The following is a 15633-nucleotide window of genomic DNA, read 5'->3' on the forward strand; positions in this document are numbered from 1 at the left end:
CGCCCGGCCGCCGCGGGGACGGCGGCGGGCGGGACTGCGGGCGCCGCGGGGGCCGGAGGGGTCATCGGGGGCGGAGCCGTCAGGCCGGACCGGCCTTGTAGCCGACGCCGCGCACGGTCACCACGATCTCGGGCCGCTCCGGGTCCTTCTCGATCTTGGCGCGCAGCCGCTGGACGTGCACGTTCACCAGCCGGGTGTCGGCGGCGTGCCGGTAGCCCCAGACCTGCTCCAGCAGGACCTCGCGGGTGAACACCTGGCGCGGCTTGCGGGCGAGCGCGACCAGCAGGTCGAACTCCAGCGGCGTCAGCGGGATGTGCTTGTCGCCCCGCTTGACCGAGTGCCCGGCCACGTCGATGGCGATGTCCCCGATCTGCAGGGTCTCGGGGGCGGGCTCGTCGGTGCGGCGCAGACGCGCGCGCACGCGGGCGACGAGCTCCTTCGGCTTGAACGGCTTGACGATGTAGTCGTCCGCCCCGGACTCCAGGCCCAGGACCACGTCCACCGTGTCGCTCTTCGCGGTGAGCATGACGATGGGCACGCCGGACTCGGCGCGGATCTGCCGGCAGACGTCGATGCCGTCCGCGCCGGGGAGCATCAGGTCGAGCAGGACCAGGTCGGGCCGGGTTTCCCGGAACGCCTCCAGGGCCTTGTCGCCGTCGTGGACGAACGACGGCTCGAAGCCCTCGCCCCTCAGCACGATGCCGAGCATCTCGGCCAGCGCGAGGTCGTCGTCGACGACCAGTACACGTCCTCTCATGGCCCTCATCGCTACAAAGTCGGGGACGGATGGAGAGCGCGGCGACCGCAGCACGGCCATGCCACGCCAGGTAGAGGTATGTCCTGGCGTGCAAGGTTACCTGTCTTTGCCGAATACATGACCCCTCCCACGTCGTGCTTCACCCCCTGGGCACCACAGGCCCCAGGAAGTCACCAACGGGCTTTCAAGTCCGCCATCCCCGTACATGCCTCGGCGCAGAGGCCGGATTTTAAACAGGGACTCCTGAACAGCACTGGGGGTTGACCGATTTCCTATGTATACCGCTCTCGGCTCACATGGAGCTCCCCTGAGGAGGGGCGTCTGGTCACTCCTTGAGCCGGTATGGCCGCCTCATGGCAGGATGGCCCGACACAAGGACCGGGCAGGGGGCTGGGATGGCGGAAGCGGGCGGCGGCGGGCGTCTGGTGCCGCGCGGGTCCGCAGTGCCGTTCCGGCCCATGTCGATCTCCGAAATGCTGGACGGCGCCATCGCCGCGATCCGGTACAGCCCCCGGACCGTCCTCGGGATGTCGGTGGCGATCTCCACGGTCGTCCAGGTCACGGGCTCGGTCGTCGCGTACTACTTCATCGGGCGCCAGGCCAGCGGCGAGGTCACGCCCCGGGTCCTGCTCCGTTCCGTCGGGGCCCAGGCGACGCTGGCCGCGGTCGAGCTGGTGCTCACCGCCTTCGGAATCCTCTTCCTGGCCGGGCTGCTGGCCCCCGTCCTCGCGCGCACGATGTTCGGTCTGGACATCTCTCTGGGGCAGGCGTGGTCGGACGTGCGCGCCCGCTTCGGACGCCTCCTGCTGACGGCGGCCGTGGTGATCGTGGCGTCCCTGGCCGCCCTGGCTTTGCCGATCCTCCCGTTCGGCTTGGCGCTGGCGGGAAACGCGCATCCGGCGCTCGGTGTTCTTTCCGCCATGTTCGGTATTCCGGCTGGGCTGGCCTTGATGGTGTGGATGTACGTCCTCCTCGTCCAGAGCGTCCCGACCCTGGTTATGGAACGCCAGGGAATCGGCGGGGCACTCGTGCGCGCGCGCCGGCTCTCGAAAGGCCGCTGGTGGCGGACGTTCGGAACGCTGCTCCTCGCCATGCTGGTCACGGTCTTCATGGGATTCTTCGCCCTGCGGATCCCGTTCCTGCTCGCACAACTGGTGTTCTTCGGAGGCTCCGGGTCCGGTAGCGACCAGGTGCTTCCGGCGCTGGCGCTGGACACGGTCGGCCGCATCGTGAGCTGGTCCGTGGTGCTCCCGTTCGACGCGGGGGTGATCGCACTGCTCTACATGGACCGCCGGATGCGCCGGGAAGGACTTGACCTGGATCTGGCGACACGTCCCGCGCCCGAGGGCGACGAGGACTTCTTCTCGCTCTGGCGTCCCACCGCACCGGCCCGGCCCGCTGATCCCTACGGACCTCCGGCGGCACACGCTCCCGGCGCGGCCTACAGGCAGGGGACGCCATGATCGGCAGATTGCCGGATCCGCCCCCGGTGGACCGCGAAACCGCGCGGGAGCTGGCCAGGCGTGAACTGGAGAAGCCCGTTTACCAGCGGGACAAGCCGTCCTGGCTGGAACGCACCCTCGACCGGTTCGCCGAATGGCTCCGGGACCTGTTCTCACATGCGCAGGCCCCGAACGCCAAGGGCGGCGGCGCGGAGGGCTGGCTCTCGATCGGGGTGATCGTCCTTCTCGTGATCCTCGCGGCGGCCGTCGTCCTCTGGCTGATGCGCGGTGGGCGCAACCGCCGGTCGGCCAAGGACGAGGCGCTTCTGGACGACGAGCCGTCCACCTCGGCCGACCACCGGACCGAGGCCGAGCGCCTCGCCGCCGCCGGGGAGTGGCCCGGGGCCATCCGGGAGCGCCTCCGGGCGATGGCCCGCGATCTCGAGGAGCGCGCGATCCTCTCCCCCCGGCCGGGGCGGACCGCCGACGAGCTCGCGATCGAGACGGGCGCGGCGATCCCCGAGCTCGCCGACGACCTCCGGACGGCCGTCCGGATCTTCGACGACGTCTGGTACGGCGACCGGCCGGGCAGCGCCGAGGAGTACGCGCGGGTCACGGCTGTTGACGACCGCTTGCGCTCGACGAAGCCGAAGGCGCTCGACGACGCTGACCTACTGCCCGCCGACGGCTGGAGCTCGCGGTGGTGACCGCGGTGGGCACCACGGCGGAACCGACGGCGAGGCAGGTGGCCGGACGGCGGTGGCGGTCCGCGCGCGGGATCGTCCTGGTCCTGCTGTGCGTGGTGGCCGTCGGCGTGGCCCTGGCCGCTCTCAAGCCCTCGCGACACCCGGACGACCTTGATCCGGGGTCACCGCGGCCCGGCGGGACGCGCGCGCTCGTGGAGATCCTCAAGGGCCGTGGCGTGGGCGTGGCGGTCTCCCGCGACGCCGCCGATGCCGCCTCCAAGGCGGGAGCGGGGACGATGCTGGTGGTGACCCGGACCGAGCGCCTGACCAGCTCGGACCTCGACCGGCTGCGCGGTTCGTCGGGTGATCTCCTGCTCGTCGAGCCCGGCCGGGAGACGCTGGCGGCGCTCGCCCCCGGCGTCGAGCAGGACAGTCCCACGTTCGTCATCAAGGCGGACCCGGAGTGCGGCCTCCCGGCGGCGACACTCGCCGGGACGATCGCGTTCGGCGAATCCGAGACCTACACCGCGCCGCCGGGCGTCACCTCGTGTTACCGCCAGTCGGGCAGTCCGCGCCTGGTCCAGTACCAGACCGGTGGCCGGACGGTGACGGTGCTCGGCGCGTCCCGGCCGCTGACCAACGGGCACCTGACCGACGAGGGCAACGCCGCGCTCGCGATGAACCTGGTCGGAGCGCGCTCCCAGGTCGTCTGGCTCATCCCGGACGCGCACCGGGACGGCTCGGGCGGGCAGGCCGGCGACCGCACGCTTTCCGACCTGCTACCGCCCGGCGTCAAGCTGTTCTTCCTCGGCCTGGTGGTCGCCGTCGTCCCGATCGCCCTGTGGCGCGGACGCAGGCTCGGGCCGGTCGTGACCGAGGTGCTCCCCGTGGTCGTGCGCTCGGCCGAGACCGTGACCGGCCGGGCCCGCCTCTACCGCGCCCACCGTGCGCGCGGACGTGCGGCCGACGCCCTTCGCGCGGGCGCGCGCGACCGGATCGTCCCCCTGCTGGGGCTGCCGCGCACCGTCGCCCAGGCTCTGCCCGCCCAGGATCCGGGGGCGGTGCGCGAGGTGGTCGCGGCGGTCGCGGCCCGTTCCGATCACGACGAGCGGACGGTCGCGATGGCGCTGTACGGTCTTGCTCCCGGCGAAGCCTCGTATCACTGGCCTTCCGGGCAGCCCGGAGCTTCCGGACAGCCTGGGCCTTACGGGCAAGCGGGGGCTTTCGCCCAAGCGGGAGAGTTCGCGCCGACCGGACCCGGTGGCGCGGAGCCCGCGGACGACGCCGGGCTGCTCGCGCTCGCCGATCTTCTCGACGACCTGGAAAGGCAGGTACGCCAGTCATGAGCCAATCGGCCCCGCTCGGCTGGGACGGGGAGCCCGCCGGAAACGCCTCGGGAGGCCGCCCCGCCGCGTCCCTGTCGGACTCGGTTCCGGCGGACTCGTATCCGGGCGGCCCGGCGAACTCCGGCCCCGGAGGCGCGGGTTCGGGAGCTGCGGGTTCGGGAGCTGCGGGTTCGGGAGCTGCGGCGCCTTCGGATTCGGCGGCGGCGGACCCGCGGGCGGCTCTGACCGCACTGCGCGGAGAGGTCGCCAAGACCGTCGTCGGGCAGGACCCGGTGGTCACGGGACTGGTCATCGCGTTGTTGTGCCGGGGCCACGTGCTGCTGGAAGGCGTCCCCGGTACCGCCAAGACGTTGTTGGTCAAGACCCTTTCGCGCGCGTTGGATCTGGACTTCAAGCGCGTGCAGTTCACCCCGGACCTGATGCCGGGTGACGTGACCGGGTCCCTCATCTACGACAACCGCACGGCCGAGTTCGAGTTCCGCGAAGGCCCGGTCTTCACCAACCTGCTGCTGGCGGACGAGATCAACCGGACGCCGCCCAAGACCCAGGCATCCCTCCTGGAAGCCATGGAGGAGCGGCAGGTTTCGGTGGAGGGCACCGCGCGCGCTCTGCCCGACCCCTTCGTCGTGTGCGCGACCCAGAACCCGATCGAGTACGAGGGCACCTATCCCCTGCCCGAGGCTCAGCTCGACCGGTTCCTGCTGAAGCTGACCGTCCCAGTGCCTACGCGCGATGAGGAAATCGCGATGTTGCAGCGGCACGCCGGGGGATTTGACCCGCGCGACCTGTCGGCGGTGCGTCCGGTAGCGGGACCGGCTGATCTGGCGGCGGGGCAGGCCGCGGTGCGGACCGTCCACTTGGACCCGAAGGTCGCCGCCTATGTCGTTGACCTGTGCCGTGCCACGCGTCAGGCACCGTCCCTGCAACTGGGCGTTTCCCCACGAGGAGCCACGGCGCTGCTGGCGACCTCGCGCGCGTGGGCGTGGCTGATGGGCCGCGACTACGTCACGCCGGACGACGTCAAGGCGCTGGCGCGTCCGACCCTGCGGCACCGCGTCCAGCTCCGGCCCGAGGCCGAACTGGAGGGCGCGACCGCCGACGGCGTGCTGGAGGGCATCCTCGCCCACGTCCCCGCTCCCCGCTGATGGCGCTGACCGGACGGCTCGGGCTGCTGGCACTCGTCGTGGCCTTCGTCCCTCTGCTCGTGCCCAGCGGAGCCGTCCTGCTGGGCCTGTGGGGACTTCTCCTGCTCGGGGTGGTCATCGACCTGTGCCTCGCGGGCAACGTGCGGAAGCTGCGTTTCCACCGGGAGGGCGATACGCGCGTACGCCTGGGCGAGACGGCGAAAGCCGCCCTCATCGTGGAGAACACCGGTGGACGGCGGGTCAAGGCCATTTTGCGGGACGCCTGGCAGCCGTCCGCCGGAGTCTCGCCGCGCAGGACGAGAATCAACATCCCCGCAGGAGAACGCCGCCGGATCGACCAGACCTTCACGCCCACGCGCCGCGGCGACCGGAAGGCCGTGACGGTCGTCGTCCGCTCCGTCGGGCCGCTCGGCCTGGCGGCACGCCAGCTCTCACGGTCCGCGCCCCGCACGCTCCGCGTCCTGCCCGCCTTCCCCTCACGCCGGCATCTGCCGTCGCGGCTCGCGCGCCTGCGCGAACTGACCGGGCTGCAAGCGACGATGATCCGAGGCCAGGGCACCGAGTTCGACTCCCTGCGCGAGTACGTGGTGGGCGACGACGTCCGCTCCATCGACTGGCGCGCGACCGCCCGCCGCGGGGACGTGGTCGTCCGGACCTGGCGTCCGGAACGCGACCGCCGCCTGTACCTGGTCCTCGACACGGGCCGCACCTCGGCGGGACGTCTCGGCGACATCCCCCGGCTGGACTGCTCGATGGACGCGGCCCTGCTGCTCGCTGCCCTCGCCTCGCGCGCGGGCGACCGGGTGGACCTGCTCGCCTATGACCGGACGGTCCGCGCGCGCTGTGAGAACGCCTCCCGGACGGGCCTGCTGTCGGAGATGGTCGAGGCCATGGCGCCGCTGGAGCCCGCCCTGGTCGAGTCGGACGCGGCCGGGATGGTCTCGGCCGTCATGTCCCGCGTCCGCCGCCGCAGCCTGATCGTCCTGCTCACGGAGCTGAACCCGGCCGCCTTCGAGGAGGGCCTGCTGCCGCTGCTGCCGGGCCTCACCGCCCGCCACCTGGTCCTGATCGCGGCCGTGTCCGACCCGGCGGTGGACGAGATGGCCGCCGCGCGCGGGGACATCGCGGCCGTCTATGACGCCGCCGCCGCAGAGCGCGCACGAGCGGACCGCCGCCGTCTCACCGCCGAGCTCCGCTCGTTCGGCGTGGAGGTCGTCGACGCTCCGCCCGACCGCATCGCTCCCGCCTTGGCGGACGCCTATCTCGCCTTGAAGGCCGCCGGCCGTCTCTGACCGGCGGGTGTCTCGGCGTACAGGAACCCCTAGGGACGTACCTGCCGGAACGTCAAGGAGCTCAGCCGACTGCCGGGGCGACTGCGGGCTGGTCCAGGGAGTCGCCGGTCTCGCCGGAACGGGTCGCGCGGCGGCCCAGGGTGATGACGTAGGCAAGGAAGGTGCCCTCGGCGATGACGCCGATCCCCACTCGAAGCCATGTGGTGTGGACGTAACCGGTGACGAAGCCTTCGATCAGGCCAGAGACCAACAGGACACCGATGAGGCCCAGCGCGATGCTGGCGAGGGAGCGGCCCTCTTCGGCCAGCGCTCGTGCGCGCGTGCGCGGACCCGGGTCGATAATGGTCCAGCCCAGTTTCAGGCCCGCCCCACAGGCGAGGTAGACGGCCGTCAGTTCCAGAAGGCCGTGCGGGAGGATGAGACCGAAGAACACGTCGCCCTTGCCGTAGGCGAACATCAGGCCCGCGTTCACGCCGAGGTTGAGCTGGTTGGTCAGCAGCACGAGAACCGTCGGAATCCCTAGCAGGATGCCGAAAATCAGTGCCGTCGCCGAAACCCAGGCATTGTTGATCCAGACCTGGAACGCGAACGACGCCGCAGAGTGCTCGGTATAGTAGTTGGCAAAGTCGTGGTCGACAAGTTCGCGGATCTCGTGGGGAGCCAGAAGCGTCGCCTGGACGGTGGGGTTGTGCACGATCCAGATGGCCAGGGCCAGTGAGAGCAGGTTGCCCAGTACGGCGTTCCCGATCCACCACCAGCGCATCCGGTAGGCGGCGGCGGGAAACGACACGGTGACGAAGCGCGTCATGTCCCGCCACATGGGCGCCTGCGCCCCCGCGACGGCGGCTCGTCCGCGCGCGACGAGAGACGACAGACGCGCCACCAGGGCAGGGTCGGGTGCGCTGGAGCGGATCGCCGAAAGGTGCGTCGCGGTCCGCTGGTACAGCTCGACCAGTTCGTCGATCTCCGCGCCCGTGCGCTTGCGGGAGGAGTTGATCAGCTTCTCCAGCCGCTGCCATTCGGCGTTGTGCGCGGCCACGTACGCGTCGACGTCCACCCGTGGGAGCCTAACGGCTTAGGCTGTCCGGAACACGACGAGTGTCGCCGTGATCCGTGATGCCGGATCCGGCGTGCCTGCGAAGTGAGGTCATGGTGGCGCGTGCGGTGGAGGACGGGGAACTCGTCGTCGGTGAGGCCGTCGCGCTCGACCTGCGGGTCGCACGGCTCGCCAGCCGCGGCTGCGCGCTCCTGCTCGACCTGCTCCTGCAGTTCATGGCACTCAACTTCGCCATCGCACTGGTCGGTCTGGTCGGGACGGTCGCCGATACCGCATGGGTCGTCGGCCTCTCGATCCTCGTGACGGCGCTCGTCCTCGTCGGCTACCCGTGCGCGTTCGAGACGCTCTCGCGCGGGCGCACGCTGGGGAAGCTCGCGGTCGGGCTGCGCGTCGTCGCCGACGACGGCGGCCCCGTCCGGTTCCGGCAGGCCCTCGTGCGCGCGCTCGCGGGAGTGATCGAGTTCTGGACGTTCTACGGCGCGCCCGCGCTGCTCGCCTCGTTGTTCAGCCGGCGCGGCAAGCGCCTCGGCGACCTGTTCGCCGGAACCCTGGTCATCCAGGAGCGGGTGTCCGCGGCCGGGATGTTCGGGCCGGTGGCGTGGATGCCGCCGTTCCTCGCGGGCTGGGCGCGGACGCTCGAGCTGTCCCGCCTCCCTGACGAACTCGCGATGACGGCCCGGCAGTACCTCGCGCGGTTCTGGGAGCTTCTGCCCGAGGTCCGCGACTCCCTGGGCGAGCGCATCACCGGCGAGGTCTTCGCCGTCGTCGGGCCGCCCCCGCCGCCCGGCGTCCGGCCGGAGGTCCTTCTGTCGGCGGTCCTGGCCGAGCGGCGGCACCGGGAGGAACGGCGCCTCGCGCGGCAGCGCGAGCAACGGCTGCGCCGCGCGGCCCGCGATCCGCTGGCTCCGCCCCCTGTCCCGGTCGGCGGCCCTCCTCACGGCCCCACGCCGATGCCCGACTGGCCTGGTGCTCCTGCGGCTCATCCTCAGGCGGGCGGCTGGCCCACCGGCGCCGTGGCGCCGATGGGGGCGGCCGGACGGTATCCGGTGGGCGCGCCCGGCGTTCCGTCCGGGCCCTATCCGAACCCTGCCGGGCCCTACTCGAACCCTGCCGGGTCTTACCCGCACCCTTCCGGGCCCTATCCGGTCGCGCCCGCGCCGGTTCTTCCTCAGACCGGCCACTACCCGCGCGTCTGACGCCCGCCACGTGCGGGTTTCCGAGCCGCACGAGTGCTGCGCGGGGCTGTCGCGAGCCGAGTTATCCACAGATCGGCGGCGCGTTGGCACCGGCGGTGACGATCAAGCGATTCTGGACTCCTTGTGGCCATGGACAGCGGGGCTCCCGCCGCCCTAGTCTCCGAGGAAGTTTCATGTTTGGTCGGTCGCTTGCTCAGAGGAGCCTCACCGTGCCTCGTCCCGTCGTCACCACCGCCGCCCGCCGCCTCGCCCTCGCCGCGCTGCTCGTCGCGGCCTGCACGACCGTCCTGCCCACCGGGACGGCCTCGGCCGACCAGGGCGACGGGCTGCGCCAGATCACCGACGGCCAGGGCCGGACGCTCGTGCTGCGGGGCCTCAACACGTCCAGCGACGCCAAGGGGGCGTCCGGGCTGCCCTGGATCGAGCGCCGCAACGTCGTGGCCGAACGGCAGAACCTCGGCAGCAACGTCGTCCGGTACGTCCTGCAGTGGAAGAACATCGAACCGAGCCCCGGCCGGTACGACGAGCGCCACCTGGACGAGATCGCCCGCCGCGTGGCCTGGTACCGCCAGCAGGGCATCCACGTCGTCCTGGACATGCACCAGGACATCTACGGCCCCTACGCCTGCAAGGGCGCGGGCGACGGCGCACCGGCGTGGGCGACCATCACCGACGGGCTCCCCTGCACCCCGCAGGACCCGTGGGTGCTCACCTACCTGCAACCGGCCGTGCTCCGCGCCTACGACCACTTCTGGAACAACACCGGGAAGCACCCGGAACTCATGCAGCGCTACGTCGCGATGTGGAAGCACGTCGCGGCGCGGTTCGCGAAAGACCCGGCCGTGCTGGGCTACGACCTGATGAACGAGCCGTTCGGCGGGTCGAAGCAGTTCGGCTCCTTCGAGGGCCCGGTGCTCACGCCCTTCTACCAGCGCATCACCAACGCCATCCGCCAGGTGGACCGCGAGAAGTGGGTCTTCGTGGAGCCGCAGGCGCTCGGCGTCAACGAAGGGTTCGGAACCTCCCTCGGCCAGGTCCGTGACCCGCGGGTACGCGCTGCGGCGGCCAAACTGCTCCAGCAGAACGCACAGCGCTCCGGGACGGGCCTGACGCGGCTGTCCGACCCGAGTTCGCGGATCGTCCTCGCCGCCCACTTCTACCCGGGCGGAGTCGACATCGGCGGCGGGTACACCGGGGTGATGAAGGCACTCGTCCAGGGAGAGTTCGTCCTCTGGCGCCAGAACATGACCGCCGCCGCCAAACGCCTCAACGCGCCCCTGTGGGTCGGCGAGATCGGCGGCATGGACTTCTCCCAGCCCGGAGCCGCGGACTTCACCCGCGACTGGCTCTCGATGGCGGACGACCTGCGCGTCGGATGGGCGTACTGGTCGAACGACCCGTCGGCCAAGGGCTCGTCCGAGACCTACGCTCCCCTCGACCGCGAGGGCACTCTGACGCAGGTGGGCAAGGTCATGGCGCGCCCCTTCCCGCGCGCGGTCGCGGGCGTCCCCACCAAGATCTCCGCCGGCTCCGGAACCTTCACCGTGACGTGGCGGTCGAGCCGGGGAGTCTCGGGCCCCACCGAGATCTGGCTTCCGGCGACCGTCTTCCCCGGAACCCCGAAGGTGAAGGCCACCGACCGAACCCACCGCTGGGACCCGGCCAACCGCATCCTCTCCGTGTGGAACGACCAAGGCCGCACCACCCACAGCATCACCATCACCCGCTCCTGACCCACAGGCCTCGACCGTTCCCCTCCTCCCCGCTTCAGCCCAGGCGCCAGCCCTTCAGCCTGCGCTGGCCGCCCCAAGCCATGTGGGGTCAGCGTGTGAGGAAGCTGGGAGGGGTGTCCAGCTCGGTCAGTTCGATGCCCGGAGCGTCCAGGACGACATCGCCGGCGAGGTGGACGGAGTGGACTTCGCCGGTCGCCAGGTCCGTCGTTTCGTATTGCTCGACAGGCAATGCTCCGGTTTCCGTCTCATGTCGGGTTACGGAAGCGAGTCGCCAACGCCATGCCTCGGTCAACGTCGCCAACGCGACACCGGTCACGCGGACCAGCCGTAGGTCCGCCGTCCTCCCCTCCGGGAAGGCCCGGGTCTCATCCGCTTCGCTGGGTTCCTCATCCACCGCTTCTGGAGCGAGGGGTGTGGACGCCTGCCCTTCGGCGAAGGAGGCCTCGTTCGATGCGAGCCGAGACTCGTGTGGCGCGTTTCCTAAAGGCGCTGAGCCTTGGCTCTTCGTGGACGCGAGCGTGGCGTCGGAGGGATCGGGGTTCGGCCGTGCTCTTGCCGACGTCAGGTGGTGGGCCGTCGCGATGAGGAAGGCAGGCGAGTCCCCCAGGAAGCCCGCCGCCGTAGCCGAGTGCTCGGTGGCTTGCCCGGAGGAGGTGGCGCGGACCCAGGTGATCCCGTGTCCGGTCACGCCGCCGCGCAACCACCAGTCGGGGGTGACGATCTCGACCCTGATCTGGCGCCAGCGGGAGTCGACGACGAGATCCAGGCGGGTCCCGTCGGTGCGGGACGCGACGTAACGCCACCCGCCTGGGCCGGGAGCGCATTGAAAACGCTCCTCGGTCCCGTCCTCCAGATGCAGGTAAGTTCCGCGCGGCACCCCGCGACGCTACCTCAGGGGGCGGCCCTCTTCGCCGTCGCTGCCAGGGGCGCCCAGCGCATGAAGAGCCCGATCCCGCCAGGGACGCATTCCTAGCGAAGTTCAGGAGCGGTGCGCGTCGCTCGGCTGGATCCGGTCACGGCTACAACGAGGGCGTCTCGTCCGCCCAGAGTTCGTGGGCGAGGCGTCCGGCGTGGTCGTGGGAGGCTTCGCCGCCCGCTTCTGCGTTGCCCAGGTCGGCCGGGCCTGCTGGCTTGGAGCTGGCCGGGCCGGGGCAGGTCGGGTTGGGGGACTGCGGCTGCGGCCTGGGCGGGCGGGAGCAGGGGCTGGGCCGCCTGCTGGTTCAGCTATTTGTGCGGGGTGGTGCTCGGCCGCATCGAGGGGTGGGCGGGCGTCGTGTCGGTCGAGCGGATCAGCTCGGCGAGGGGAGCCGGATTCAAGGGCCCGGTCAGGTGGTGCCGAGGCGCCAGGAGTGGAGGTACTCCTCCTGGTCGGGGGTCAGGGCGTCGATGGCGATGGACATGGAGGCCAGTTTGAGGCGGGCCACCTCGGTGTCGATGTCCTTCGGGACCTCGTGGACGGCGGGGGCGAGGGTGGGGGCGGCCTCGGCCAGCCAGGCGCAGGTGAGGGCCTGGTCGGCGAAGGACATGTCCATGACGGCGGCGGGGTGGCCCTCGGCGGCGGCCAGGTTCACCAGGCGGCCCTCGGCCAGCAGGACCAGGCGGCGGCCGTCGGCGAGGATGTACTCGTCGGCCTGCGGGCGGACGCCCGGGTGGACGGCGACGGCCAGGTCGGCGAGGGCGCGGACGTCGATCTCGACGTCGAAGTGGCCCGAGTTGGCGAGGATGGCACCGCTCTTCATGACGGCCAGGTGCTCGCCGGTGATCACATCGCGGTTGCCGGTGACGGTGATGAAGACGTCCCCCACCGGGGCGGCCTCGGACATCGGCAGGACGGTGTAGCCCTGCAGGGCCGCGTCCAGGGCCTTGACCGGGTCGATCTCGGTCACGACGACGCGGGCGCCGAGGCCGCGGGCGCGTTCGGCGAGGCCCCGGCCGCAGTAGCCGAACCCTGCGATGACGATCGTCTTGCCGGCGAGCAGGGTGTTGGTCGCACGGACGATGCCGTCCAGCGTGGACTGGCCCGTTCCGTACCGGTTGTCGAACATGTGCTTGGTGTCGGTGTCGTTCACCGCCACCATCGGGAAGCGCAGCGCGCCCTCGCGGGCCATCTGGTGCAGCCTGATCACGCCGGTCGTGGTCTGCTCGCAGCCGCCTCGCACCGTGCCGAGGAGGTCGACACGTTCGGTGTGCAGCGTGTTGACCAAGTCGCAGCCGTCGTCCAGGACCAGGTCGGGGCCGGTTTCGAGGGCCTGGTGGATGTGCCGGTAGTAGCCCTCACGGTCGGTTCCGGCGCGGGCGAAGACCTGGGCGCCGTACTCGTGGACGAGCGCGGCGGCCACGTCGTCCTGGGTGGAGAGCGGGTTGGACGCGGCGAGCGCGACGCTCGCGCCGCCCGCCTGGAGGGTGCGGATGAGCCCCGCGGTCTCGGTCGTGACGTGCATGCACGCCGCGACGCGCAGCCCGGAGAGCGGGAGGTCGACCTCGAAGCGGTCGCGGATCTGGCGGAGCACCGGCATGCTCCGGTCGGCCCACTCGATCCGCTTGACGCCTTCGTACGCCAGCGAGGCGTCCGCGACGTCGCTCATCCGTCCCCCTCAGTCGATCTTCGGACTTCCGCTGGATGCGACGGAGCCGCCGCGCGACCGGTTCCCCGGTCGGCACGGCGGCCCCAGGCTCGCTCGGACCCTATCCCGCGCGGTCCCGCCGACGACGCGCCTCGCCCGGACGCTCTTTCGCCGCCCGAGAAGCGCCCGGCAGGTCGCCGAGGGCCGCGACGCGGCGTCCCTCGGGTCCGGGCCTTCGCGGCCCGTTCGTCGGGCCTGTCGCGTCGAGGGGCGCGGCCTTGCCCGACGCCCCGGTCGCGGAGACGCGTGCGCGGATCAGGCGCCGCACGCAGCGGGGCTCCGTGCGACGCCGGACGCGGACGGGTGGATCAGTAGCGGTAGTGGTCCGGCTTGTACGGGCCCTCGACGTCCACGCCGATGTAGTCGGCCTGCTCCTTGGAGAGGGTGGTCAGCTTGACGCCCAGGGCGTCCAGGTGGAGGCGCGCGACCTTCTCGTCCAGGTGCTTCGGCAGGACGTACACGCCGACCGGGTACTCCTCGGTCTTGGTGAACAGCTCGATCTGCGCGATCACCTGGTTGGTGAACGAGTTGGACATGACGAACGACGGGTGGCCGGTGGCGCAGCCCAGGTTCATCAGGCGGCCCTCGGCGAGGACGATGATCGAGTGGCCGTCCGGGAAGCGCCACTCGTGCACCTGCGGCTTGATCTCGATCTTCTCGATGCCGGGGGTGCGGGCCAGGCCGGCCATGTCGATCTCGTTGTCGAAGTGCCCGATGTTGGACACGATCGCCTGGTGCTTCATCTGCGCCATGTGGTCGGCGCGGATGATGTCCTTGTTGCCGGTCGTGGTGACGAAGATGTCGGCGATGCCGACGACGTCCTCCAGCGTGGTGACCTGGAAGCCGTCCATGGCGGCCTGCAGGGCGCAGATCGGGTCGATCTCGGTGACGATGACGCGCGCGCCCTGGCCCTTGAGGGCCTCGGCGCAGCCCTTGCCGACGTCGCCGTAGCCGCAGACGACCGCGACCTTGCCGCCGATGAGGACGTCGGTGGCGCGGTTCAGGCCGTCCAGGACCGAGTGGCGGCAGCCGTACTTGTTGTCGAACTTGGACTTGGTGACCGAGTCGTTGACGTTGATCGCCGGGAACTTCAGCGTGCCCGCCTTGGCCATCTCGTACAGGCGGTGGACGCCGGTCGTGGTCTCCTCGGTGACGCCCTTGACGGACGCGGCCGTCTCGGTCCAGCGGCCGGGGGCGTCGGCGATGGTCCGGCGGAGGGTGTCGAGGATGATCTTCCACTCCTCGGGGTCGTCCTCCGAGGCGGACGGGACGGCGCCCGCGGCCTCGTACTCGGCGCCCTTGTGGACGAGCAGGGTGGCGTCGCCGCCGTCGTCCAGGATCATGTTCGGGAAGGAGCCGTCCGGCCAGCGGAGCGCCTGGTCGGTGCACCACCAGTACTCCTCCAGCGTCTCGCCCTTCCAGGCGAAGACGGGGACGCCCTGCGGGTCCTCGACGGTGCCGTTCGGGCCGACGACGACGGCCGCGGCGGCGTGGTCCTGGGTGGAGAAGATGTTGCAGGAGACCCACCGCACGTCGGCGCCGAGCGCGACCAGCGTCTCGATCAGGACGGCGGTCTGGATCGTCATGTGCAGGGAGCCCATGATCTTGGCTCCGCGCAGCGGCTGGGATCCGGCGTACTCCTTGCGGGTCGCCATGAGACCGGGCATCTCGTGCTCGGCGAGCCGGATCTCCCGGCGGCCGAAGTCGGCGAGCGAAAGGTCTGCGACCTTGTAGTCCATGCTTCCGTTGCTCCTCTGTTGCGATCCTCGGACGCGCCGTACGCGAGCGAGTCTAGGGGCGGCGGCACCCGGCGCGGACCGTCGGCCGCGACTTCCTGACACAGATTTGTCAGAATTGGTCCCATGCGCATCACGGAGGCCGCCCGGCGGCTCGGCACCTCGCCCCGCATGCTCCGCTACCGGGAACGGCTGGGGCTGCTGCCGCCCACCCGGGACACCGGCGCCGGGGGCGGCCACCGCCGCTTCGGCGAGGCCGAGCTGCGGGCCGTCGCGCTCGCGCTGGCCCTGGAGAAGCGCTTCGACATCGGACCGGCCGAGCTCGCCTTCGGGCTGCGCGTCCTGGCCGAGCCCGAGGTCCAGGCGCGCGTCCGTGAGCTGGGCGAACGCATCGGACGGCTGTCCGCGCCGCCGGCCCGCGCGCTGGACTTCGAGAAGGAGAAGGCGTTGCGGCTGCTGCGCCGGCCCGGTCTACGCTCGGGCAGGACACAACCCTGACGGTCCCCCGGCCCCCTCCTTGACGTTCTGCCTGTCCCCTCCCCAGCCCGTCCGCTGACGTTCTGCCCGTCCCCTCCCAGCCCGTCCCCTGACGGTCTCCCCCGCTAGCCTCTCCAGCCCG

General features: G+C 71.3%; 13 protein-coding genes. 8 read left to right on the forward strand and 5 right to left on the reverse strand.

Annotated features, from left to right (window positions below):
• Positions 1-79: 79 nt before the first annotated feature.
• Complete coding sequence (gene mtrA, locus DZF91_RS11320) at positions 80-757, reverse strand: MtrAB system response regulator MtrA (protein WP_117357433.1); 678 nt, start codon at positions 755-757, stop codon at positions 80-82.
• Between the two features lie 458 nt (positions 758-1215).
• Here mtrA and DZF91_RS11325 point away from each other — a divergent pair, with 458 nt between their 5' ends.
• The 5 genes from DZF91_RS11325 (at position 1216) to DZF91_RS11345 (ending at position 6668) form a co-directional block, all read left to right on the forward strand.
• On the forward strand, positions 1216-2220 hold the full coding sequence (locus tag DZF91_RS11325; protein ID WP_199486557.1) for a hypothetical protein: 1005 nt from the start codon (positions 1216-1218) through the stop codon (positions 2218-2220).
• An 8-nt stretch (positions 2221-2228) separates the two neighbouring features.
• Complete coding sequence (locus DZF91_RS11330) at positions 2229-2906, forward strand: DUF4129 domain-containing protein (protein WP_235834210.1); 678 nt, start codon at positions 2229-2231, stop codon at positions 2904-2906.
• Positions 2907-2911: 5 nt separating this feature from the next.
• Positions 2912-4231: a DUF4350 domain-containing protein gene (locus tag DZF91_RS11335; protein ID WP_117357452.1), complete on the forward strand. Its 1320-nt coding sequence runs from the start codon at positions 2912-2914 to the stop codon at positions 4229-4231.
• Positions 4232-4452: 221 nt separating this feature from the next.
• A complete protein-coding gene (locus DZF91_RS11340) occupies positions 4453-5376 on the forward strand; it encodes an AAA family ATPase (RefSeq protein ID WP_117357453.1) in 924 nt (307 codons plus the stop codon).
• The gene (locus DZF91_RS11345) at positions 5376-6668 is read left to right on the forward strand and encodes a DUF58 domain-containing protein (RefSeq protein ID WP_117357435.1); all 1293 of its coding nucleotides are present in this window, start codon (positions 5376-5378) and stop codon (positions 6666-6668) included. Before DZF91_RS11340 ends, DZF91_RS11345 begins: the two co-directional genes overlap by 1 nt.
• A gap of 61 nt (positions 6669-6729) precedes the next feature.
• On the opposite strand, the gene DZF91_RS11350 is transcribed toward DZF91_RS11345, so the two are convergent.
• Positions 6730-7725, reverse strand: a complete 996-nt coding sequence (locus DZF91_RS11350; protein WP_117357436.1) for a stage II sporulation protein M — start codon at positions 7723-7725, stop codon at positions 6730-6732.
• Between the two features lie 92 nt (positions 7726-7817).
• On the opposite strand from DZF91_RS11350, the gene DZF91_RS11355 reads away from it, so the two are divergent.
• Positions 7818-8921: an RDD family protein gene (locus DZF91_RS11355; RefSeq protein ID WP_117357437.1), complete on the forward strand. Its 1104-nt coding sequence runs from the start codon at positions 7818-7820 to the stop codon at positions 8919-8921.
• A gap of 209 nt (positions 8922-9130) precedes the next feature.
• The gene (locus DZF91_RS11360; protein WP_158587916.1) at positions 9131-10654 is read left to right on the forward strand and encodes a cellulase family glycosylhydrolase; all 1524 of its coding nucleotides are present in this window, start codon (positions 9131-9133) and stop codon (positions 10652-10654) included.
• Positions 10655-10742: 88 nt separating this feature from the next.
• Here DZF91_RS11360 and DZF91_RS41080 read toward each other — a convergent pair whose 3' ends face one another.
• From DZF91_RS41080 to ahcY (DZF91_RS11375), 3 genes are all read right to left on the reverse strand, one after another.
• Positions 10743-11531: a hypothetical protein gene (locus DZF91_RS41080; RefSeq protein ID WP_199486558.1), complete on the reverse strand. Its 789-nt coding sequence runs from the start codon at positions 11529-11531 to the stop codon at positions 10743-10745.
• A gap of 448 nt (positions 11532-11979) precedes the next feature.
• Positions 11980-13239, reverse strand: a complete 1260-nt coding sequence (ahcY, locus tag DZF91_RS11370; RefSeq protein WP_117357439.1) for an adenosylhomocysteinase — start codon at positions 13237-13239, stop codon at positions 11980-11982.
• Positions 13240-13586: 347 nt separating this feature from the next.
• Complete coding sequence (gene ahcY / locus DZF91_RS11375) at positions 13587-15017, reverse strand: adenosylhomocysteinase (protein WP_117357440.1); 1431 nt, start codon at positions 15015-15017, stop codon at positions 13587-13589.
• 123 nt (positions 15018-15140) lie between these two features.
• Here ahcY (DZF91_RS11375) and DZF91_RS11380 point away from each other — a divergent pair, with 123 nt between their 5' ends.
• Positions 15141-15512 carry a MerR family transcriptional regulator gene (locus tag DZF91_RS11380; RefSeq protein WP_117357441.1) on the forward strand — a complete coding sequence of 124 codons (372 nt, stop codon included), beginning with the start codon at positions 15141-15143 and terminating at the stop codon, positions 15510-15512.
• Positions 15513-15633 lie beyond the last annotated feature (121 nt).

It is taken from the genome of Actinomadura logoneensis, from assembly GCF_003428695.1.
GTDB classification, from domain to species: Bacteria; Actinomycetota; Actinomycetes; order Streptosporangiales; family Streptosporangiaceae; genus Spirillospora; species Spirillospora logoneensis.